The organism is Ruminococcus sp. 210702-SL.1.03 (assembly GCF_020559915.1).
Taxonomy (GTDB): domain Bacteria; phylum Bacillota; class Clostridia; order Oscillospirales; family Ruminococcaceae; genus YE71.
Map to the genome: position 1 here is coordinate 1 of NZ_JAJCLZ010000028.1, position 23,864 is coordinate 23,864.

General features: G+C 39.9%; 21 protein-coding genes. 19 read left to right on the forward strand and 2 right to left on the reverse strand.

Translation table 11 applies throughout. The features are described from left to right. The 15 genes from LI114_RS11305 to LI114_RS11375 form a co-directional block, all read left to right on the forward strand. Window positions 1–1,410 (forward strand): collagen binding domain-containing protein (locus LI114_RS11305; RefSeq protein WP_264468292.1); only part of this gene is annotated, 1,410 nt, incomplete at its 5' end. A gap of 3 nt (window positions 1,411–1,413) precedes the next feature. Next, window positions 1,414–2,205 (forward strand): class B sortase, encoded by a 792-nt coding sequence (locus tag LI114_RS11310; protein WP_051706983.1) that lies wholly within the window; start codon window positions 1,414–1,416, stop codon window positions 2,203–2,205. Beyond that, the gene (locus LI114_RS11315) at window positions 2,205–2,534 is read left to right on the forward strand and encodes a DUF3852 domain-containing protein (RefSeq protein ID WP_041337574.1); all 330 of its coding nucleotides are present in this window, start codon (window positions 2,205–2,207) and stop codon (window positions 2,532–2,534) included. The genes LI114_RS11310 and LI114_RS11315 overlap by 1 nt, the downstream gene beginning before the upstream one ends. 17 nt (window positions 2,535–2,551) lie before the next feature. Further along, the gene (locus LI114_RS11320; protein WP_041337572.1) at window positions 2,552–3,265 is read left to right on the forward strand and encodes a hypothetical protein; all 714 of its coding nucleotides are present in this window, start codon (window positions 2,552–2,554) and stop codon (window positions 3,263–3,265) included. A gap of 12 nt (window positions 3,266–3,277) precedes the next feature. Continuing rightward, the gene (locus LI114_RS11325; RefSeq protein ID WP_051706981.1) at window positions 3,278–4,693 is read left to right on the forward strand and encodes a DUF3991 and toprim domain-containing protein; all 1,416 of its coding nucleotides are present in this window, start codon (window positions 3,278–3,280) and stop codon (window positions 4,691–4,693) included. Window positions 4,694–4,874: 181 nt separating this feature from the next. Beyond that, entirely contained in the window at window positions 4,875–6,629 is a 1,755-nt protein-coding gene (locus tag LI114_RS11330; RefSeq protein WP_413770905.1) for a VirD4-like conjugal transfer protein, CD1115 family, read from the forward strand. 16 nt (window positions 6,630–6,645) lie between these two features. Next, entirely contained in the window at window positions 6,646–6,936 is a 291-nt protein-coding gene (locus LI114_RS11335) for a helix-turn-helix domain-containing protein (RefSeq protein WP_117878569.1), read from the forward strand. Continuing rightward, the gene (locus LI114_RS11340) at window positions 6,929–7,855 is read left to right on the forward strand and encodes a conjugal transfer protein TrbL family protein (protein WP_227220746.1); all 927 of its coding nucleotides are present in this window, start codon (window positions 6,929–6,931) and stop codon (window positions 7,853–7,855) included. The genes LI114_RS11335 and LI114_RS11340 overlap by 8 nt, the downstream gene beginning before the upstream one ends. Before the next feature lie 228 nt (window positions 7,856–8,083). Next, window positions 8,084–8,437, forward strand: coding sequence for a hypothetical protein (locus LI114_RS11345; protein WP_041337569.1), 354 nt, complete (start codon window positions 8,084–8,086; stop codon window positions 8,435–8,437). A 56-nt stretch (window positions 8,438–8,493) separates the two neighbouring features. Continuing rightward, a complete protein-coding gene (locus LI114_RS11350) occupies window positions 8,494–8,760 on the forward strand; it encodes a hypothetical protein (protein WP_041337568.1) in 267 nt (88 codons plus the stop codon). Further along, window positions 8,761–9,342, forward strand: coding sequence for a hypothetical protein (locus tag LI114_RS11355; RefSeq protein WP_118125366.1), 582 nt, complete (start codon window positions 8,761–8,763; stop codon window positions 9,340–9,342). Further along, entirely contained in the window at window positions 9,332–11,185 is a 1,854-nt protein-coding gene (locus tag LI114_RS11360) for a VirB4 family type IV secretion system protein (RefSeq protein WP_117923519.1), read from the forward strand. The genes LI114_RS11355 and LI114_RS11360 overlap by 11 nt, the downstream gene beginning before the upstream one ends. Continuing rightward, window positions 11,163–12,170 carry a hypothetical protein gene (locus LI114_RS11365; RefSeq protein WP_227220748.1) on the forward strand — a complete coding sequence of 336 codons (1,008 nt, stop codon included), beginning with the start codon at window positions 11,163–11,165 and terminating at the stop codon, window positions 12,168–12,170. The genes LI114_RS11360 and LI114_RS11365 overlap by 23 nt, the downstream gene beginning before the upstream one ends. 20 nt (window positions 12,171–12,190) lie before the next feature. Then, window positions 12,191–12,427, forward strand: a complete 237-nt coding sequence (locus LI114_RS11370) for a DUF6103 family protein (RefSeq protein ID WP_041337565.1) — start codon at window positions 12,191–12,193, stop codon at window positions 12,425–12,427. Between the two features lie 290 nt (window positions 12,428–12,717). After that, window positions 12,718–13,182, forward strand: coding sequence for a hypothetical protein (locus LI114_RS11375; protein ID WP_051706975.1), 465 nt, complete (start codon window positions 12,718–12,720; stop codon window positions 13,180–13,182). A 6-nt stretch (window positions 13,183–13,188) separates the two neighbouring features. Here LI114_RS11375 and LI114_RS11380 read toward each other — a convergent pair whose 3' ends face one another. Then, complete coding sequence (locus LI114_RS11380; protein ID WP_041337564.1) at window positions 13,189–14,016, reverse strand: hypothetical protein; 828 nt, start codon at window positions 14,014–14,016, stop codon at window positions 13,189–13,191. A gap of 258 nt (window positions 14,017–14,274) precedes the next feature. On the opposite strand from LI114_RS11380, the gene LI114_RS11385 reads away from it, so the two are divergent. Further along, entirely contained in the window at window positions 14,275–16,578 is a 2,304-nt protein-coding gene (locus tag LI114_RS11385; RefSeq protein WP_227220753.1) for a glycosyltransferase, read from the forward strand. Window positions 16,579–16,580: 2 nt separating this feature from the next. Further along, window positions 16,581–17,351, forward strand: a complete 771-nt coding sequence (locus LI114_RS11390; protein WP_041337562.1) for a PIG-L deacetylase family protein — start codon at window positions 16,581–16,583, stop codon at window positions 17,349–17,351. Here the strand turns inward: LI114_RS11390 and LI114_RS11395 are convergent. After that, window positions 17,341–20,307, reverse strand: coding sequence for a restriction endonuclease (locus tag LI114_RS11395; protein ID WP_041337561.1), 2,967 nt, complete (start codon window positions 20,305–20,307; stop codon window positions 17,341–17,343). The two genes, LI114_RS11390 and LI114_RS11395, sit on opposite strands and share 11 nt — an antisense overlap. Before the next feature lie 259 nt (window positions 20,308–20,566). On the opposite strand from LI114_RS11395, the gene LI114_RS11400 reads away from it, so the two are divergent. Beyond that, window positions 20,567–21,475, forward strand: a complete 909-nt coding sequence (locus LI114_RS11400) for a tyrosine-type recombinase/integrase (protein WP_041337560.1) — start codon at window positions 20,567–20,569, stop codon at window positions 21,473–21,475. Between the two features lie 113 nt (window positions 21,476–21,588). After that, window positions 21,589–23,814 (forward strand): MobP3 family relaxase, encoded by a 2,226-nt coding sequence (mobP3, locus tag LI114_RS11405; protein ID WP_227220751.1) that lies wholly within the window; start codon window positions 21,589–21,591, stop codon window positions 23,812–23,814. Window positions 23,815–23,864: the final 50 nt, after the last annotated feature.

Consider the following 23,864-nt stretch of genomic DNA (forward strand, 5'->3'; position numbering starts at 1 on the left):
GCTTTTGAAAATGAGTATCAGAGCGTGAGGATATCGCTTTCTAAGGTTATGGAAAGTGATGAACTGTTCGGGATCTACGGCAAGGACTGCTATACAAGCATTCGTTTCGGGCTATTCGCCGCAGAAGATATTACTGCCGCTGACGGTTCTGCTATTCCTGCGGACGGACTGCTTTCAGAGGTTTCACTTGATGAGGATATGGCCGCAAAATTTGATGTACAGATACCTTTCGGCAGGTATTATGTCAAAGAAATTTCTACTGATGAACACTATGTTCTTAACGGTGAAAAGTATCTTGTGAATTTTGAATATATGGGACAGGATATTCAGAATGTGGATATTGACTGCGGACAGTTTGTAAATCTTCTCAAGCGTGGCAGGATAGAGGGACATAAGACCGATGACAAGAGCGAACCCCTTGAAAATGCGGTGTTCGGGCTGTTTACTGCCGACTGCGTGAAGTTCAGCAGAGATACTGCAATAATGACTGCCGCCTCAGATGAGAATGGCTGTTTTGAGTTTACAGATGTTCCTTTCGGACAGTATATCGTTCGTGAGATAGAAAGTCCAAGGGGGTATATTCTTAGTGACAAGGAATATGCTGTCAGCATTGCAGAGGACGGGGAAGTTATTGAGATAACTGCGGAAAACAAACCTATTACTGTTGAGATCTCCAAACGTGATGTGTACGGAAACGAACTTGTGGGTGCTGAAATGGTGCTTGAAAATGCTGACGGTGAGACAGTTGATAAGTGGACTTCAGACGGCACAAATCACATCGTTTCAAAGCTTGGTGCAGGTGAATATGTGCTTAAAGAAATTGCCGCACCCGACGGTTATATTATTGCGACAGACATTAAGTTCAACGTTGATGTTTACGGCAATGTTACCGTAGAAAACGTTGATTCAACAGCCGTTTCAGATAACGGCTATCCGCTTATCGTTATGGTGGATGATACCACTAAGGTTCGTATTTCAAAGCGGGACATTACAACAGGTGAGGAACTGCCTGGTGCAACGCTCCAAATCATTGACGAGGACGGAAATGTTGTTGAGGAATGGGTATCCACGGACGAGGCTCACTTCATCGAAGGAAAGCTGATCGCAGGCAAGGAGTACACGCTTCGTGAAACTATCGCTCCCGACGGTTACGAGATTGCAAATGAAATCAAGTTCACGGTAAACGCTGACGGCAGCGTGACCGAAGTCGTTATGTATGACGAGCTTACACCTAAAACCACTACTCCGTATACAGGCGATAACCACAGTGATTTTGCGGCATTTGCACTTATGGGCGCTTCGCTCATAATCTTTCTTGTGCTGATCATTAGCAGAAAGAAAAATGATGACAAGGAGCCTGAAGATCATTCAGCTCTTTGCCCCGAATTTATTGAAATTGATGAGGATTGATCTATGACTAAGAAAACCAAAGCTATTCGCACTATTGCGGCTGTGACCGCAGCCGCCCTCCTCGGAGGGGGAATTTATCTTCTGGTGAAAAACGACGTGGCTCAGAAAATCAATTGGCAGGATATTCTGATCTATGCTCCTACCCCGATAGCGAGAGAAACGCTTGATGAGGCAGTCAACAATAGTTCTGACAAGCCATCGGCGGACAGAGTTCCCGAAGATACAAAAAAGGAGCTTACAGCACAGGTACGGCAGCTTTCCAACGAGCATAGTGACTCCGTGGCCTGGCTGTATATCCCCGGTACAAATATCGATTACCCGGTCATGCAGTCGGAAGATAATGAATATTACGCTCACAGGGCGGCGGACGGAAGCTATCTCTATGCAGGCTCGCTGTTTATGGACTACCGCTGTTCAAGTGATTTTTCGGACTTCAACAGCGTTATTTATGGTCACAATATGGGCAATGGAACGATGTTTGCAGATATTCCGAATTACGAAAACGAGGAATATTTCATGGAACACAGCTACGGCTGGCTGACTACCGATGACAATGTTCGGTTGATAGATTTCTTTGCGGTTGCAAGAACTACAGACACAAGCGGACTTTATCTTGCTGATCCGACCTTTGAAGAGTGGGATTTACAGCTCAGAAACTGCGCGAGTATTTACAAGGAGATCGGCATTTCCGAAGAAGATAACCTGATAACGCTGTCAACTTGTACTTCTGCAGAGGGTAACAGCCGCACAATTCTGGTAGGGAAAATTATCGAAAACAGAGAGGATGATGTGTAATGAGATCAAAAAAGAAAATCATTGCGGCGGCAGTAAGCGCATTTTGTTTTGTGCAGATGATGTCAATAACCGCTTATGCTTCGGGCGATGTTGCGGGGGCGGTGACAAGCACTTGGACTACAGCAAGAGCACAGGTCGTTTCAGTCGTAAACAATGTGGTGTTTCCCGTGATAGACGTTATACTTGCAGTTCTGCTGTTTGTGAAGATAACACTCGCATACCTCGATTATCGCAAACACGGTCAGCTTGAATGGACGCCGATCGCTATCATTTTCGGCTGTTTGATCTTTTCCCTGACCTGTCCGCTGTACATCTGGAGCATAATCTGATAGGGGGGAAAATGAATATGAAAGCAAAAGCATTGACTGCAATTTTAGCAGCGTTTATGCTGACAATGACAGCTTGCGGAACGATCAGTCCGCCGATCCAGAATGCTGTTACGGAAACAACTACTACAACCACAGCCGAGTCCATACACGACTCGGCTGCCTCTTCAGGGGCTGAAAGCAGTTTAGAGGATGAAAAGATAAAGACGGACACCTTTATTGCCGAATTTTTCGATTCCGATATATCCTTTGTGGATACAAGTGAATTGGTAGCGGAAGCTATGAAAGGCTGTTCTTTTGATAATGAAATCGATGATTCAAATGGTGTGCAGAAGATAACGCTTAAAGGCACAAACGGAGGTGGTTCTGTTGAGGTGATGTGTATTGATCTGAGTAAAAGCGGTCTTTCTTACGATATGGAATATATCCTTGAAAATTTAGGGGATCATTACTTCAGGCAGACTGCTGCTCAGATGAACGGTATCACAGCGGACGATTTTGTGTCCGATTACAGAATGACAAGCAGCGTTGTATCAAAGGGAAAATATCAGCGTTATGCGTCAGTCCAGAAAACTGATGGAATGGCGTCGCAGTTTGGATACACTGAGACCTACGCTGTTCTTAGTGAAAACAAGCTGACCGTTGCGTCGGGTGCTTTTCTCAGTTCGGATATGATGGAGAGGCAGAGTTTTTCGCAGCTGATGAGTAAGTTTGCGGAGAATGTCAAGTATTAAGGCGGTGATAAAGTGCCATATATCCCATTTACAGACGAACAAAAAGTCCTTGCCAACAGCGTAGACCTTGAGCAGTTTCTCAGAATGCGAGGAGAAAAGCTTGAACGTGTTGGCAGAGAGCATAAGCTCATTTACTGTGACAGCTCCGGCAGGCACGACAGTATAACTATCCGTGGATCAAAATGGTTCGACCATAAAAATCAGACAGGCGGCGGAGCAATAAAGTTTATGCAGGAGTTTTATGGTATGGACTTTCAGACTGCGGTTCAGGAACTGCTTGGTCGGAGCATATCTCCGCTGTCTAACAGCCCACCGAAAGCGGATAAACAAGAGCAAAAAACAAGAGAATTTAAACTTCCAGAACCGAACAGCGATATGCACAGGGTATACGCCTACCTCATAAAACAGCGGTTTATCTCGGCTGACATCATCACACACTTTGCCAAACAGCATACCCTCTATGAGGATAAAACCCACCACAACGCAGTATTTGTCGGACTTAATGAAAATGGCGAGCCTAAGCAGGCACATAAGCGGTCAACAAACAGCGTTGGAGGTACGTTTCGTATCACTTGCGGCGGTTCTGATACCCGTTACAGCTTTGCACATTTCGGAGAAAATGAACGACTTTATGTATTTGAAGCTCCCATAGATATGCTGAGTTTTCTTACGCTTTATCCGAAAGATTGGCAGAAACACAGCTACATCGCTATGAACGGAGTTTATGAAAATGCTGTTTTGACGGCTTTAAAAAACCATTCTAACCTGTCAGAAGTCATTCTCTGCGTTGATAATGACGAGGGCGGTATCGAGGCTGTTGACCGTTTAAAGGATATTCTAAATGAGAACGGATATTCAAACGTAAAACGCCTTGCGCCTCCGTACAAAGATTGGAACGAGGTACTAAAAGCAAAGAATGGCGTTTATGCTCTTCCTGCTGTCCCTAACCAACATAAAGAAGAATATCATCGTCAGTCGAAAAATTTGCAGTATCTCAAATGCCGTCCGGATAAGCTGACGTCTCAGATCTATGCCACCTTCAAGAACGAACAATACAAATATCTCGCTGAGTATGCGCTGGCTGGCTCGGCATTTTTCATGCCCAAAAGTGAGCGAATTAACAGCGAATGTAAAGCATTTGAAAGGCTCCAACACAAACTCAAGGGTAGTTACAAGCCTTACACCGACAAGGGCAAAAAATCACAGAAACAGAGGAATTTGCAGGAGTGTGTTCAGACAGTGCTAAAGGACTTGCGACAGACCGCCCGTACCCGTGAGCAGTCGGTAAATACGGCAAAATTGCTGTATCAGCTCGCCGACAGCGCTGTAAGACTGTCTGTTGAGGAAACTTTAAATGCTCCTATGCAAGAGAATATTGAATCAGAAGATATAGTTTCAGAACCCGAACCTTGTATGGAATTCAGCTGATCAAGTTTTTTGGTTTTGTAAAGCAAAATTGAGGACATTGTCCTCAAAGAAAAACTTGCAGCAATAGCCGTTTGCGGCTATTGCTATACCCTCCGCCTCACAGCGCAATACCTTGAAGATAACAAACTAACTATCTTATTAAATACAAAAGATAGAATATTCTATGATTGGAAGTGAAAAATTGAATGAAAAACAAATGATTTTAATAGGCGTGCTTGCAGTGATTTTTGTTGCATTTTTAGTAGTTGTAAATCTGCTTGACAACAAGTCGCTTAACGGAATTAAGGCGAAAAAGGTCGGCAACGGACAGCACGGAACTGCAAGGTGGGCGACGAAAACGGAGATAAAGAGAACTTTTATCCCTCTGCCATTCGAGCCTGAACTCTGGCGGCAGGGTAAGAATCTGCCGACTGTACAAGGCACAGTTGTTGGTTGCAGAGGTTCAGGGAAGAAAACCATAGCTCTTGTGGATGACGGAGATGTTCATACTCTTATGATAGGAGCGGCAGGAGTCGGCAAGACTGCATACTTTTTGTATCCGAACATAGAGCTTGCCTGTGCTTCGGGAATGTCATTTATCTCAACTGATACAAAAGGCGACGTTGCACGAAACTACGGAACTATCGCCAAAAAGTATTATGACTACAATGTTTCTGTGCTTGATCTGCGTAACCCTACACGCTCAGACGAAAACAATATCCTGCACCTTGTAAACAAGTATATGGATATTTATCTGTCCGATAAAAACAATCTTTCAGCGAAAGCAAAGGCTGAGAAATATGCTAAGATCACAGCAAAAACAATTATCAATATCGGCGACGGTGACATCCACAACTACGGACAAAACGCTTTTTTCTACGATGCGGCTGAGGGTCTGCTCGCCTCGGTCATACTGCTTTTAGCGGAGTTTGGCGATAAAAATGAACGGCATATAGTTTCCGTTTTCAAGCTTATTCAGGACTTGCTCGCTAAGTATCAGCCAGACCCGAAAGTAAAACCTAAAATGTATTTTTCAAAGCTTATGGACAAACTTCCAAGCGAACACAAAGCAAAATGGCTTGCAGGAGCGGCTCTGAATGCGTCTGACCAGTCTATGCTGTCGGTAATGTCGACTGCACTTTCAAGGCTCAACAGTTTTCTAGATTCTGAACTTGAACAAATGCTGTGTTTTGGAACGGCGATAGACGCTGAGAAGTTCTGCAATGAAAAGTCTGCTATCTTTATCGTTCTTCCCGAAGAAGATACAAGCAAGTACTTTATGGTCAGCCTGCTTATCCAACAGTTATATCGTGAGATATTAGTCATTGCAGACGAAAACGGCGGCAAGCTTAAAAACAGAGTTATGTTCTACTGCGACGAGTTTGGAACTTTTCCTAAGATAGAGGGCGCTGAATCTATGTTCTCCGCAGGACGTTCAAGAAAAATATCCATTGTGGCGATAATACAGTCCTTGGCACAGCTTGAGCAGAACTATGGCAAACAGGGTATGGAGATAATAACCGACAACACTCAGCTTACTGTGTTCGGCGGATTTGCACCAAACAGCCAGAGTGCAGAGGTGCTTTCAAAAGCTTTGGGCGAACAGACTGTATTGAGCGGTTCTATATCAAACGGCAGGGATAAAAGCCAGTCATTGCAGATGATAGGCAGACCGCTTATGACTGTGGACGAGCTGAAATCTATGCCGAAAGGACAGTTTATCGTTATGAAAACAGGAACACACCCGATGATTAGCAAGCTGAAGCTGTTCTTCAAATGGGGGATAAAATTTGAAGAAGAATACAAACTTCCCGATAAGACCGCTCGTGCCGTTTCATACAAAGAGCGTGATGAACTTATCCGTGACGTTGAAGTGAAATATCCGCAGAAGGAAAAAGAGAGCACGTTAGAATATGAGGAGCTGACGGCAAAGAAAAAGACAACTGTTAAAACGTAAAAGGAGCTGATGCATATTGATATTTCCAAGAAGGATCTACGACTTAGGGCTAAGCCACAAGGCTGTGGCTGTGTACTGCTATCTGGCAAACCGTGCGGACAAAAACGGAGAATGTTTTCCCTCTGTACGCAGGATAGCAGAAGATCTGAGTATACACAAAAGCACGGTGTATCGTGCATTTACGGAACTTGAAAACCGTGGATTGTTAGAACGGATACCTCGCTATCATATCCAAGGCGGACGCCGCAGCTCGCTGTACAAGATAAAGGGAGAGATAACAAAGGCAGGAGGTGGTGTGGATGTTTGATTGGATCTCAGACGCTATTGACTGGATAAGCGACGGTATCTCATCGCTTTGGGACAACACAGTTGGTGCTGCCGCCGATGCGATAAGCGACGCTATTTGGGATATTATGTTTGAATGGATATTCAATAAGGTGTATGGTCTGATAGCGGAATTATTCACATTTATTAACGAGACTGCAACGGATATTTTCGCTTTGTCCTGGGTACAGGTGTTCGTTGGACTGTTTGGCAGTTTTGCGTGGATGCTTTTTGTCTGCGGACTTATCGTAGCTGTGTTCGATACGGCTGTCGCTTATGAATCGGGGCAGGCAAACATCAAGAACACCTGCATAAATGTACTGAAAGGTTTTATGGCAGCAAGTCTTGTGACGGTCGTTCCGCAAAGGCTTTATTCATTCTGCGTCAATATGCAGGGTACCTTTGCAACTGAACTGCTTGGAAATTTCATATCCGGAACGAGCGACACGATGGCGGACACCGGACTTGCGGTCATATTTGCCCTTGCTTCAGATATTTCGCTGTTCAGTCTATTTTTTATGATCTTATTCGGTTACTGCACGGTGAAAGTTGTGTTTGCAAACATCAAACGAGGCGGCATAATGCTTTGCCAGATAGCTGTTGGGAGCTTGTATATGTTCGGAGTTCCGAGGGGCTACACCGACGGCTTTTACAGCTGGTGCAAGCAGGTCATAGCAACCTGCCTGACGGCTTTCTTGCAGACAACGATCTTGTATATCGGACTTCTGACTTACACTCAGCACCCATTGCTTGCGGTAGGGATATGTCTGTCGGCTAACGAAGTGCCGAGGATAGCTCAGATGTACGGGCTTGATACCAGCGTTAGAGTCAATATGATGAGTGTTAGTCATACTGTTTCTATGGGGGCTAAGGCGGTGAATATGATCAAGGGAAAAGCTTGATTTTACGTTAAACGTATGATATAATGACATTATTATTTCAAAACAAAAAGTGGTGTACACTATGTTATTTGTTCAGCAAATTGAAATTGAATACAGAAAAAACGTCAGGTATGCAAATTTTGCACAAGCAAGAAATGCCATAAAGTTCTATCCTGTAAGAATCAATCCTGATGAAATACAACAAAATGTATTGTTTCATTCTGCTTTTTTTATCAGGATACTAACGGGATGCACAATAGAGGTACAAAAAGTCGGCAGTTTACAGAAAGTCAGCTGTATGATGGAAAATTCAATCGTTCTCCCTTTGGTAAAAAGATAGGGGTGAAACCGATCGGTGATAATCAGTACGAAGTTCATTTTTATGGAGGATTTGATAAAACTGCTTTTGTTTTGAGAAAAGATCAATATGGACGGATTGTTTTTAATGAAAGAAACACCTATTATGACACGGGTGAGTGGTACTATCAGTTTTTCGTTTTCAACATTGTCTGTTGTGAAAAAGATAATTTCAAAGAAAAAATCTTCTTCAATAAGAATCCGGACTATGAATTTAATGGTATGAAATATTTAAGATACTGCTAATACAGTCAAGCTAAAGTTTGGCTGTATTTTTATACCCCAAAGGAGGTTTGATAAAAATGAAAACCTACATCTACCCCGAAAACCTGAGAGCAAACGTAAAGCTGTGGTTCTGGAGCGTTCGGGATTTTATCATAATCTGCGGCGGAATAATTCTGTCGGTTGTGATTCTGGTGAACTTCTGGAACGTCCTGCCCTTTGCTGCGACCGCCTGCTTTGCGTTTCTCTCTCTTCGGGTCGACGAAACTTCGATCATAGACTATATTTTTAACGCTGTGAAGTTTTTTCTGACTTCGCAGCAATTGTATTTATGGAGGAAATTTTAAATGACAAAGAACAAAAACAGCGTTCAGGGTCTTATCTGTCTTGAACGCTTTACTCGTTTCGGTGTAAAGACCGACAAAGTCGAGATCGTTTTTTTCAGTGTAGAACCTACCAATATTTCCGTGCTGTCAGCAGCTAATATCGACGTCAAAATACATCATCTTATGATGTTATTGAGTACCATACCTGACCTAGAAATACTGGCATTGGATTCCTGCGAGTGTTTTGACAGCAACAAAAATCATCTTAGGAAAAGGCTTGAAAAAGAGCAGAACGAATCGGTCAGAAAACTGCTGAAAGCGGACTATGATTTTCTTGACGAGATACAAATTGAGATGTCAACAGCGAGGCAGTTTATGTTTGCTGTGCGTTTCAGACGTGAAAAGGACGAGCAGATATTCAGTACGCTGAATCGTGTGGATAAGGCAATATCGGAGCACGGTTTTGCGGCTAGGAGAATGACTAAGCCTCAGATCAAGCGTATGCTGGCTTTGTACTTCGGGACAAGTATTTCTGGAGAAGATATCCCTGATATTGAGGGAGAAACGGAATTGGATTTGGAGGGAAAAACAGATGAGAAGTAGAAAGCAAAAGAAAAAAGAACTGTCAGAAGAACAGCTTGAGGTCATCGATACAAAGAACTTTTTTGACCGCATTGCACCGGGCATTATACGCTTTTATACAGATCACTACATCTGCGGAAACAGTTTCAGATGCGTCTGGGCTGTGACTGAGTATCCGCCGAGCACAGAAGAAACTGCTATACTTGCTCACCTTGCGGACAGAAACGGCGTTACGCTGAGGATATATGACAGACTTGTTACCGCCGCAGAACAGCGAAAGATCGTGCAGCAGGCAATGAGGAAAAATCATATGATGACGACTGTAAATGATGTGAACGAGAGCATAAAGGCTCAGGATAACATAAATGATGTGGTGGAGCTGATAAGCGAACTACGCAGAAACAAAGAACCGCTACTGCATACGGCTGTGTTTATTGAGTTGAAAGCAAGCTCTGAGGATAAGCTGAAAGAACTGCAGGCCGATGTTCAAATGGAGCTGACACGTTCCAAAATATCTGTTGACCGTTTGCTTTTGCGGCAGAAAGAGGGATTCTTGTCTGTTCATCCTGCGGGCAATAACGTATTCGCAAGTCAGTTTGAACGTGTTCTTCCTGCAAGCTCGGTGGCTGATCTTTATCCCTTGAATTACAGCGGCAAGACCGATGAGAGCGGCTTTTATGTTGGAAGAGATAAGTACGGCACGAATATTCTTGTTGACTTTGACAAGCGAACTGAGGACAAAACAAACTCCAACATTCTTATACTCGGCAACAGCGGTCAGGGCAAGTCTTATCTTATGAAACTGCTGTTGTGCAATCAGCGTGAATCAGGCAAATCTATACTTTGCTTAGACCCTGAACACGAATATGAGGATCTGTGCAATAACCTTGGCGGCACTTACATTGATATGATGTCGGGTGAGTTTATGATAAATCCGCTTGAGCCAAAAGCGTGGTCAGAAAATTCTCGCTTTGGAAATCAAGAAAAGGAAACCGATGACAGCCCTGAAACATTCCGAAAAGTAACCCGTTTAAGTCAGCACATCAGCTATTTGAAAGACTTTTTCAGAGCGTACAAGGATTTTAGTGACGCCGAAGTCGATACGATAGAAATTATGCTGATGAAGCTGTACGCAAGATTCGGTATTGATGACTTCACGGATTTCAGTACGCAGAAAAACGAGGATTATCCGATTATGAGCGATCTATACGAACTCATAGAAAAGGAATTTATGGCATTCGATCACGAGAAGAAACATCTCTATACCGAAGAAATGTTACAGAACATCTGTCTTGGACTGCACAGTATGTGCAAAGGAGCAGAGTCGAAGTACTTCAACGGATGCACCAACATCAAGAACGGCGAGTTTATCTGTTTTGGAGTGAAAGGTCTTATGGACACGAACAAAAGGCTGAAAGATACTCTGTTGTTTAATATTCTGTCGTATATGAGCAATCAGCTTTTAGGGTGCGGAAATACTGTTGCGGCAGTTGATGAGCTGTATTTATTCCTCACTAATATGACGGCGATAGAATATATTCGTAACGGTATGAAACGTGTGCGTAAGAAAGAGTCCTCGTTTATTCTGGCAAGTCAGAATATCGAGGACTTTCTGCTGCCTGAGATAAAGGAGTTCACCAAGCCGCTGTTTTCTATTCCGGCACATCATTTTCTGTTCAATCCCGGTAATATCTCTCCGACTGCATTTATTGATACCCTACAGTTGGAGGAATCGGAGTACAGTCTTATCAAGTATCCTGAAAGAGGAACTTGTCTGTATCGGTGTGGTAATGAGAGGTATCTTTTGCAGGTCATTGCTCCTGCCTACAAGGCGGCACTGTTTGGTTCGGCGGGAGGAAGGTGATGTAATGTCGGCGACAGTTGCGGCGGCTCTTAAAAAGGCAGCCGTATATATTCTTGGTGATGAAAAAAAGCGAGGCAAGCTTGTGACTGTGGTGCTTAGTGCTGCGGTGGGTTTGCTCCTTTTGCTGTGTGCTCCTGCGGTGATGCTTTCTTCTCTTGGGGAGGTCGGCGAGGAAGCTCAAGTGCCTGAACTTCACATTAATGCCGATGATTTTTACAGCTCTCTTGACAGTGAAAGCAGGCAAAGGCTCGATGATATCCGATCAGCAGGTAATGACATTGCAAACGCTATGGACGAAAAGGGTGTCAAGGTTCAGACCATAAAGGCTCAGCTGATATATATGTCTTACTTTGAAGATGTTCAGAATTTTAATGCTGAGTCATACGCAAATTTGTTCGCTAATGCTCCGAATGACAGCGATTTGATTGCGGCGATAAACTCGACTTACAATTTGGATATTGACTATGATGAGTTTATTCGCACATACACTTTTGTGATGAACAGCACCATAAATGCGTTTATGTTTTCTGATACAAGCACGAAAAACTGTGCTGATCTTGCGGCTTGGGCTGATAATGCTTACATCTCGGGCTGGGGATATATGAATGGTTTTATTGGTGAAAGAAGCGAAACTGACAGGATACGTTATGCGGATAACGCAGGGCTTGTGCTTGGGTATCTAAACTACGATCCTATGGAAAAGGTGTTTGATTCTGCTTACAGCACATTGGTTTATACCGAACAAGGTGGTCTTGATACCATGCCGGAAGTCGCAGGCGTGGGACTGTTCGATGGCAGTAAACACGGGATTTATATCGGCAATAATGAAATGATTTACAGTTCGGAGGCTGTTGGATATATTACAAAAGACTTTGTTTCAAACGGCGGTTGGTCAAGCTGGTGTACCTATGAGGGAGTGGATTATCCGCAGGAGGTGACTGACGCTATTGAAAGTTTGAATGAGGACAGCTCATCAGAAAATTAATTTTATTGGAGTGTGATAGGTTGAAAAAATCAGTTACGGTAAGTGTAAACGAGAAAAAGCTCTCTGCGATAGAGATGTATCTGGAGCAGAAAAACACAACTCTTGCGGCGGAGCTTGAAAAGTATGTGGATCAGCTTTACGGCAAGGTCGTTCCGCAGAATGTGAGAGATTTTATTGATATGATGTCGGACAGAAAGCCTGCGAGAAAGCAGAAGATCACTGCTCCTGCCGAAACGGAAAAGCTGTCCGAGCAGTAACTCGCCACGGTTCGCACCGTGTGCCCTCGTGTGGCGTTTTCAGAGCATGGGTGGGGTAACTTTACCCTAAAGGCAGCTGGGGCGAATTTGGGGCATTTTGTTGCAAAGTTTGAGAATGGCAGGGATCAGATGATTTCGGGTGGGTTTGAGGGAAATTTAATATATTGCAGGTTAAAATTTTGGCGTCAAAGCCGCCAAAATGCTCACAACGGACGAGCAAAGCTCGCCGTGTTTGCGAGAGTTTTGAGAGATCTGAAAAATGGAGTCAGAAAGCGAAGGTTGAGTTTTTTATGGAGTCAAAGAACAGAAGATCAGCAGAAAATAGCGAACGTTCAGGCGTTTGTGATGATGTCAAGGTGAAATTTCCGCTTTATGTTTTCCCAGAGACGATGCAGAAAATTGATATGCTTTATGAGGCTGACAACTGCAAGTCGAAGACGGAGTTTATAGAGAAGGCGATACGTTTTTACTGTGGGTATCTGCTTAACAAGGACAGTGTGGCAGCGGAATATGCCGCTCCTCAGATCACTGCAATAACTGAGGGCATAGTAAAAGGCACGGAGCAGAGGCTGTCCCGTGCCTTATTTAAGGTTGCTGTCGAACTTGGTGCAGTATCACATATGCTTGCGGCGATCAATGATATTGATGATGAAACGATGGTGAAGCTTAGGGCTATGTGTACTGACGAGGTCAGGAAGATAAATGGGGTTATTAATTTTGAAAGGGCGGTGAGGTATCAACGGGCGGACTTATGAATATCATTATAGTTTTATCACAGAATTCGCCAAACGTTTTTCGTTGCCGATTTCTGTAGTATAGTATCGTTGTTCAATTCCGTATATTAATTCTTTTAATTCTTTTTCCGAACCTATGTCAAATGTGTTTTTATCCTCATTTGTTTTAAGATTCTTGCAGTATTTAGAAATGTACTTAACGATTTGTTTCTTTTCTTTCGGATTAAATTTCTTAAGTGTCTCTAATGCCATTGTAATACGTTTTCTATTTGCGGTTTTAACTTCTAAAGTTGAGTATCCACTCGTCAGATTAATAAATGACGAATTGAGGAATTCAGTTGTTTCTTCATCCGTTGCTTCACGATATAGTTCCTCTATACCTTTAAATATTTTCTTTAATTTTGATAGGCTTTGAAAATAAAGTGTGTCATTATTTTTCTGATATATTGCGTCTGGAGTCACATTAATATTAATGCTTTTACTGTTTTCTTCATAAGTAAAATCATCTCCTATATGTATAAATCTACGAGGTTTTAAGTTTGCTTTGCTTATATTTTGAAAATAGAAAATGTCATCTTGTATTGAGCAAAGATAATCAATAGAATCAACTTCAGATTTGCTGAGCTTTTCATAATTAACTGATGAGAAGTCTTCTTTTAGAAGCTCAATACAAAATGTGGTTTTTGAAAATGAAGTAATCATATACCATTCATTTTCTTCGTGTAATGTTGATGACGAATATTCAATTGCATCATCTAAATTAGACGGAAACGAGTATACATCTTTTCCACTAATCATTTTTTTGTAAGTTGGTGTTCTTTTTCTGTCCTTTACTTTAACGATTAGGCATTTCATTTTGTTCCTCCAAATTCTATAAAAGCAGTATCACTAAGTCGCTTAAGATTTTCAGTTTGTAATTCTTTAGCGTTTCGATATGTTTGTCTAGAAATAATCATTATTTTTGTTCCTTTGTCGGTTGTTATGTAATAGTATTTGTAGCCAATTAGTAAAAGCATTGGATTAAAAAACTGTGTCTGTGATGCGAATGTAAATATAAATACGATTATGTATATACAAACTATAGTATTAATTACGATGCACGCCGATCCGGCAATGGCTCCTGGATATGATGAATGGGGAGGAACTCATACGTACATGAAAGAGTTGCTAGATGAGTTCGGAAAAAGAAAAATTAGGTGTCTGATGTTTACAAGAAGATCCATGCAGTACCTTCCTTACGAAGAACAGTATAATGAATATTGCACAGTCTATCGTTTAACAAATGGTGACAATGAACCAATGAGTAAAACGCTTTTAAAGAAATATCATTCTCAAAACGTGGAACAAATTCTTGAAATAATAAAGAAGCAGGGTAGACTGCCTGAAAAGCTTCATAGTGTATATTGGAACAGTGGAAGAATCGCAGCTGATTTAAGTGAAAAATTAGAAATTCCTTTTGTTCATAGCATCATATCTAATTCAAGGGGAAGAGTAAAGCGTGGAGCTTATGAACCAATGCCCGAGCGTGAATTTTATGAGCAAGAAATTTACGATAAAGCACAATGGCTTATTTGCGTTTCCGATGATGAGGCAGCGGATCTTATGACCCTGTATAATGTTGATAAAGATAAGATCGTAGTTGCGGGACAGTATATTCATGAATCATTTGTTATGCCCTCCCATGATCCAAATGATTTCCCTAGACTCAACTCTACGATTTCACGCGGCAGTCAAATAGCAGCGGCTGAGAAATATAATAAAATTGCTCAGCCCAAATCATACGATACATTCTGGGCGCAAAAAGCGTTTACATATATCGGAAGAATGGATAGGAATAAGGGGTTGAAACACATTTTTTCCTCTTGGAATATGCTGTATAATAAGTATAAAAATCTTTGCCCGCCATTATGGCTAGCTGGAGGTAGTTTGCCGGAAATTGAAATGATCAGAAGTGATTTCAAAGAAATAAATCCTGATTTAACAATACTGGAACAATACGGAAAAATCGTTTGGTGGGGCTGTATTGATCCTTATGGATTAAGTACTGTTCTTCTCAGAACATCGGTATTACTGACACATTCACTGTACGAACCCGGCGGACGTGTTGCTGTTGAAGCGATGTGTGAAGGTGTTCCCGTTATAGGGACACCAAACGGGTTTGCCAAAGATACTATAACCGACTGGTATAATGGTTTTCTTGTTAAATTCGGTGACGTAGCGGAATTAAGCGCTCGCATGGAACATTTCATAAGGCAACCATATTTAAGCAATACATTAGGACAAAATGCGATAGCTGCTGCAAAAGAACTAATGGGTTCATGGCGGTTTATTGAAAAACATTTAAAGTGCTACTTTGATTGTGAATCATCGCCTAAAGATGAAAATAATGCAAAACCTGTACTATCACACAAGAAAATTAATCTTTACCCTTATTGCATCAGCAGATATTCTGATGAAACAATAAAACAGTTTTTCCATAAATGCAGTGGCTGTACTGCAGAACAGCTACATATACTAACAAACCAAAACAACTCGTCAGATGTTTATATGGTAAAATGCAATAACAATCAATATGTTATAAAAAGGACTTACACCCGCCTTGCAATAAGTCCTATGTATAATCCTGTTCGTAAAAATGAGTATGCTCGTAATGCCGGTAAAATGTTTAAAACTGAATTACAGGCTTATAAGAGAATCAATAGCCCATTATTGGTAGGATATGATGAGTTTCATGCTCTTCTCCTGCTAAAAAAAGCAGAACCTTTCTATGTATCAAGTGTTGACAGACTTAAGTTGTGCATAAAAAATGTCCTGAACAACTGTCAGATAAGCAAAGATGAACGAGAAAAATACATTGACATAATATTATTGAATGATACTCCCGACAAAACAATTGAGAAGCTGAACAATGAAATTGAAGATTTCTTTTTTGACCCTTCTTGCCGTTTCTCAGGTAAATTATGTTGGCAAACTGCAGCAGAAATGCTTAATTATAATAGATCAAGCATACCAAGCTGTATCTTCATGGTCTTAATTGATTGCGTAAAACATTTTTCCTCAACTGATGAAGAAAACACTTTGGAAAGGCTATGTGCTGTGAATACCGATCTGACATTTGACCATGTTTATTTCTTCGATGGACAAATCTGCATGATAGATCATGAAAAAACAGCGGTTGGCGAACCCGAAGCCGGTGTAGCCAGGTTAATCCATGATTTTATTATACAGCAAAAATTAGAGAAATCAATGCTGCCGGAATTATTTCTTGCGATGAACGAAATAGATGGGTTAAGAGTCAGAAATTTAATTTCATTTGTTGCTTTTGGCTTTTTTCATGATATAATAGAAAAAAATGTAATCTATTGTACCAATGATACTGAAAATCTCAAAATTTTGCAGGAACTTATGAGGTTGTAAAAATGAATCTTCTTGTAATTGCTCCACATCAAGATGATGAGATTCTAAGCGCATTTTTACTGATGCATAATGTGCTGGAGAAAAATGGAACTGTAAACATACTGTATGCGACAAACGGAGATTACAGGGGAATAGACTATGCATATACACGTTATTATGAAAGTTTGAATGCGCTGTCATTACTTGGTATATGTGAAGATCATATGCTGTACTTAGGATATGCAGATACCGGAATGAGCAAAGAAAAAAGCTTTCTAATGCGCTTAAGAAGCACTCCTGAACAGCAAAATTCTCCTGTATCATCTTGTACATATCATCCGGCGAATAAGGAAACTGTCCATTCTTTGCATACGGAAACTCAAGCTGAATACACAAGTCAGAATTTCCTTGACGACTTGGTATACGCAATAAGATCATGTTCGCCGAGTTTAATCGCAGCCCCGTCAATATTTGATTTGCATGGGGATCATTATGCCTGTGCAATGTATTTATATGATGCACTAAGAATCATTAATCATCCCATAAAAGTTCTTTCTTATTTGATACATACTGAAAATGAAGATGTTTGGCCAAATAGAAAAAGTGATATTTTCCAACCGCCTAAAAATCTTACCACTTTTCACTGGATCTATGTTTATGGAAACAAAGAAGCTGTTTCCGCCAAAAGAAACGCTATTTCAGCTTTTTCTTCTCAATCACCTTCGGCTGATAACTGCTTTTTGTATTCATTTGCAAAGCAAAACGAGCTTTTCCTTTTAGAATCTATCCAATAATAAAAATATCTCCATTATAAATATAAATGCTTTTCAGTTCAAGCTGTTCGTGATGATTAATGAGCTGATTTATTGTCTTGAGGTAATGTTTTTTTATTTTGTCAGGAAATCTGAATTCATCAGCTATTTTTTCAGCCGAGATATAATCTGCTCTTTGACTTGCTTTTGTGTCAAATAATAGCTGGCTGCACTTGCCTACAACAAGAAGCACCAGGTATTCCCTACTGGAGATAAAATCATCACATGATTCAATTAGGTTTTGAACTTTTGTAATTAATCCGGATTTAAAAATGCTGTACGCATCGTATAGCATTTTTATTAATTCTTCTTTGTTTCCAGAAGTGATAAAATAGTTTACATAATTTAGTTTGCTACGCCAACTATAGTGCTTATATCCTGAATACTCCATTATTTCTGTCGCTTCTTTAAAGCATTTTACAGCTTCCGATACTTTGTCAGCCAGTAAAAAAGCGCAGCCTTTTATATTAAGTATTCTTCCAACTTCATCAAATACGCCGTGCGATTCAGCATATTTGATGCCAAGGTCAGAATGAGAGACGGCCTTATTAACCTCTTTCAAAAGCACTTTGCACATAGCCTTGTCCCCATATTCGTGAAAGGGGAAGCAGTAGAAGGTTTGGCTGTTGTTTACTTTTTCTATTATTTTACTGTAATATTCATATGACTTTTGGGGTTCGTATGACAATGAAATGCAGGCAAGATGACTGAGATGTTCAATATACAGGGTCTGGGAATTAGGTAAAGCCTTCAAAGCTGCACCAAAAACTTCCAGTGCCGCAGAATTGCCCTTGGTTTCTTTTATGTAGATTGCGTAATTGCTGCACACCTTTCCAAGATAATCATCCGGATTATCTTTCATTAATCCATCTATGCAGTTTTTAAAGTACTTATAATGTTCATTCAGAAGATCATCTGAAAATGCATAGTCTTTGAGTGCGATAGTACCCTTAAAATAGCAGATTGCTAATTCTGAATAGGATTCATCAAGTAAGTCCAACTGTCCCGAATTCACCAATGTTTGCAAGTGGTCTAATGTCAATCTTGCCTTGTCCAACATAAGTGATTTAATGATTGCATATACTTCAAGCTTTTTTATTAAATAGTTTGACAGTGCGTGAGCATTTTTGTTATTTTCAGAAATAGTTATTGCAAGTTCAATGAATTCCAACATTAACGTGAAATTGCGCTTTTGACCAAGTTCTTTGATTAACAAATCTATTTCTTTTGTAGCTTCCTCCAGTTTGCCTGCGTAAAATAAGCCATATATTATGACATCTTTATATTTTCCAGGATTATGGGTACAGAAATCTAAAATCAATTCGGAAATATTTTGCTCATTTACCAAATCAGACGTTTCTTTCATTACAGCCTGTTTAACAAATTCATTTGAGACAAATATATAGCGATCCTCTCTGACGATGATTCCTTCTTTTAAAAGTGAACTGTATGATAAATTCAAATATGAACACAAATCAATGGGAATGCGACAGTTCAACATTTTTAGCAGATAAAATAGTTTTTTATCTTTTTTCTTACAAGAGTTGATTATTTGCGATGTTATATCGGACAGATCGTTTGGTGTCAACATATCCAATAATTCCATTGCTTTTTCGAAGTTTGGCGTATGCATTCTTCTTTTTAGATTTTGGGAAATGAATTTTATATTATAAAATCGCGTACCTACTCTTTTTACAATTTGATTCGCAGTTTTTTCTGTGATATTCAATTCCTGGATAAACCAAGTTTTTGCTTGCTCTTCAGTGAGAGTGGCAATATCTATAATGGCATATTTATTAATTATTTTGTTATAAGCCATCAGGTTCTGCTTTTGCAGGTCATATTCTGATAAATCATATTCAATTATACATGGAATGTCTTTTTCCGAAAAAAGATTGATCAAATATACAAAGAAATCATTAACTTCCTGATTAGCGGAATGAAAATTATCAAAATATACAACGTACTTTGTTTTAGGATAATGGCGTTTCATTATACATACTAAATATTCACATAATATATAGTTTGCCTCTATTTTTATAGAAAGAGAGGTTTGGTTTAATATGTATTTTATAAATTTACAAGTTTCCATAGAATAATTGTCATTGATAGTACGAGTTATGTAATCAATATCGTCTTCCTCAAACATACCTAAAAAACTATTGTCCGGTAATCCCCAAATATTGCGAATCAAATGAAGAATGACTTGTTCCTGATTCTGACACACATCCGCATTTAACCTTATACACATACAGTCGACAGTGTTTAATATTTTTCTTACAAAAGCACTTTTGCCCATGCCAATATAGCCTTGAACAATAAAGCTTTTATTATTTTTGAGTAGTGAAACGGCTCTATTAAGCTCATTTGAATAAACCTGTGCAATAAAATCTGATTCTTTATTATCAGAATTAACTTGTGGTTTTTCAATAATCTGCTTGCATATATTTTCGGAATCAGTGTTTAAAACAAGTGATGATATATGTTTGTTTTTTCTGCTTTTATTATTATCTTTTAAAAGCTCAGCCAACTCTGTACTTACAGGTATATTGTTATTCTGGATGACATTTTCAATATCTGATCCTATTAATACTTTTATATTCAATTGACTTGAATCTCTAAAACGCAATAATTGTTCTTCAAGTTGTGGAGTGAAATACTGATTAATCATAAAAACTAAGCTGTCGGTACAATTGTTATAGGCAATAATGACGTTCGCTGCAATATCTCGTAAGTTAACATTTTTCCCTCGGAGTTTGCATTCGAATAATACGCTGTACTGTTTATTTTTATATTTTATTGTTGCATCAATATCATATCCTCCATCTTTTGATGGCTGCGTTTTTTTTATTTTATTCAATGAATTTCCTAAAAGTTTTTTAACTATTTTTAAACACAGATCTTCAAAGTTACTTGAATTTTTTTGGAAATCAGACATTTTATTTCTCCTAAGTTGATAATAAAGAGTTATCCTTCAATAACCCTCGTCACATATAACACCATATCACACTTTCCTAAAAAAGTCAATCAACTTTTGAAAACTTTGTAAAAATTCACAAATCGTCTAAATTTGTCGAACTCAAACAACTCTGATATAATATAAGGTAGGTTTAAAAGCAAATTTATTCGTAAGCATTTGTGCTTTTGTGAATGTTGACCAAATTGCTTTGCCTAAGTATTTTTAAGGAGCTGTTTTGATGTTTGAATATAGACCTTTTGTAGACCAATTTCTCGATTACTGCCGTTACCATAAAAAGCTTAGCGAAAAAACTGTGCGTGCATACAAAATCGACCTTTCGCAGTATGCACTGTTTTCCGATACGCTTTCAAAACAAGCATTGTGGGATTATATCGAGTGCCTGAATAAAAAGTACAAGCCGAAAACCGTAAAGCGTAAGCTTGCTACGCTAAAAGCTTTTATCCATTTTCTCCTGTTGCAAGACTACATAGATTTTAACCCATTCGATAAGCTTGAAACTTCGATCAGAGAGCCTGTGCTGCTGCCCAAAACGATACCTCTCGACGTGATCGCTAAGATAATTTCCTTTTCTTATCAGCAGATAGGTTCAGCCCAAAGTGCCTACCAAATGAAATGTGCCGTCAGAAATGCCGCTGTAATTGAATTGCTTTTTGCTACAGGTGCAAGGATAGCTGAGATATGTACTCTTAAACCGGAAAATGTTGATCTTTTAGGACGATCCGTTAAGTTTTACGGCAAAGGTTCAAAAGAACGCCTTATACCCGTGGAAAATATGGCTGTTCTCAGCATACTTAAAAGGTACAGACTTCTTTTTGAAGATAATATCTCCGTGTCAGGGTACTTCTTCGTCAATAAGCTCGGCAGAAGAATGACAGAGCAATCGGTACGAAATATGCTGAGTTCATATTGCAATCAATGCGGTGTTGAAATGCACATAACGCCACATATGTTCCGTCACTCGTTTGCGACTCTGCTTTTGGAAGAGGACGTGGACATTCGTTACATACAAAGAATGTTGGGCCACAGCTCGATAACCACGACTCAGATCTACACGCACGTCACATCATCAAAGCAAAAGGAGATCTTAAAGACTAAGCACCCAAGAAACAAAATGGACTTTCAGTGATATGTTATAACTAATAATATTATATCATATAAGAATACATCGTGCTGTGAAATGTCAAAATTATTTGGTGAAATGTAACTTTGTGGTGCTTATTATCATAAGGAAGGTGTAAAATGTCGCAGCTTATCGTTACGAGCCGTTATCTGAAAAGCGGAAATCAGAAAAATAAAACAAAACGCAGAAATTATACAAAGTATATTGCTACCCGTGAAACTGTCGAGATACGAAGTCAAAAATTTGTTGACAGAAATGCCAATGCAACTAAAAATCAAGAGCAGCTTATTAACGACCTGATAAACGACTTTCCTGAATCCAAAAGATACCTTGAGTATGAGGACTATGAAAGAGAGCCGACCATTGAGAATGCCGGTGAATTGATAAGCACGATAGTAGAACGCAATGCAGACGTGGTTGGAAACCGACAGAATTTTGTCGGATATATGGCTATGCGTCCGGGCGTTGAAAAGAGAGGTTCGCACGGCTTGTTTAACGAAAAGAACGAGCCTATAATTCTGAATCAAGCGGCAAATGAGATAGCTGAACATAAAGGCAATGTTTGGTCACACGTTGTTTCACTTCGCCGTGAAGATGCAGTAAGGCTTGGCTATGATAATTCGGACGCTTGGCGTGAGCTTGTCAAAAGGCATATCTCAGATATTGCAAAAGCACAGAATATCCCTCTTTGCAATTTGAAGTGGTACGCCGCTTACCACGATACTACTCATCATCCTCATATCCATTTGCTTGTTTATTCAACAAATCCAAAGCAAGGATTTCTGACAAAGGCGGGTATAGATAAGATACGTTCAGCATTTGCAAATGATATTTTTCACGATGATCTGCAAAGCATTTATCAGGAACAGACAGTAAGCCGTGATGAATTGAAAGCGGTTTCCAAAAACGAATTTGAAAGCATTGTAAATAGGATCGCAAGTAATGATCATACAGATCCACAGCTTGGAGAACTTATCAGAAAACTATATATCCAGTTACAGAATGTGAAAGGCAAAAAAGTTTACGGCTATCTTCCAAAGGAGATAAAGGAAACCGTCAATAAAATATTTTCAGAGCTTGCAAAAGATGAGAACATACGGCAGCTCTATGACAAATGGTGCAGCTTGGAGCGGTTGAAGTGCAAGACTTATACGCAAAAGGAAAAAGAACTGCCTTCGCTTACCGACAATAAGGTTTTTCAGCCTGTCCGGAATATGATAATTCGTACAGTACTTAATATGAAACCCTTTGATGTAAATACTGAAATTGAAGGTTCTGAACCAAATGATGAATACATTGATAATACGCCTCAGAATGTGTTACCTCTGTTTGATGAAGCAGAACCGTTGGAAGAGAAAGAAATAGACGAATCGGCTGCGGCAATAAAATACTATATCAAATGGAATGATCAATACAAAAAAGCCTGCAAGCTTATCTATGGTAAAGACGCTAAGCTCAATGATTTTAAGAAAGCTGAACAGCTTTTGTTATCTGAATCACAGCGTGGGAATGTTTTGGCTGATTACGATCTTGGAAAGCTTTATTCTACCGACAAACTTGGCGAAAGAAACGAAGAAACGTCTATTGCGAAATACACACGGGCTTTGCAGGGCTTTTTGCAAATAGAACCAAACTCAAAGAAATTAAAGCCATATGTTCAGTATCGTATTGGTAAAATGTTTTGTTATGGTCTTGGTACGGAGCAGGATTATGAAAAAGCCTTTGAGTGGTTTGAAAGATCGGCAAAACAGAAAAACAAGTTTGCTCAGTTCAGCCTTGCAAATCTGTATTACTATGGCAGCGGTATAGAGAAAGATCTGTCGCAGGCTTTTTTGTGGTATCAGAAATCATCTTCGCAGGGACAGCCTTATGCGGCTTATTCTATCGCTCAAATGTACAGATATGGAGAGTATGTAACCAAAGATAACGATACAGCACAGAGATATTACCAACAAGCTTTGTCGGGATTTTTGAAAATCGAAAACAATGATATGGCGAACGACGATCTCTTTTACAAATTGGGACAGATGTTCAAGCTTGGACTTGGAACAAACTCAGACGTTACAAAAGCGATCGAATACTTCAGACGTTCAGCTGAAATGAATAACAAGAACGGCTTGTTTGAGTATGGCAAAGCACTTTTGATAGGTGAACACATTCCGCAGAATACAGATAGTGCAGTAAAATTGCTTGAGAAAGCTGTCAAACTTAAAAACAGCAATGCAAAAAGATTTCTTGCCCTTGAATATATTTCAGGAGAGCATTTGGAACAGGACATTGAAAAAGGAATAGCCTTGCTTACCGAGTGTGCGGACAGCGGGGATGTCATTGCTAGTTACAGATGATATAGTATAATAAAACTTGACACTCCAACCTCAAAGAAGTAAAATAGAAA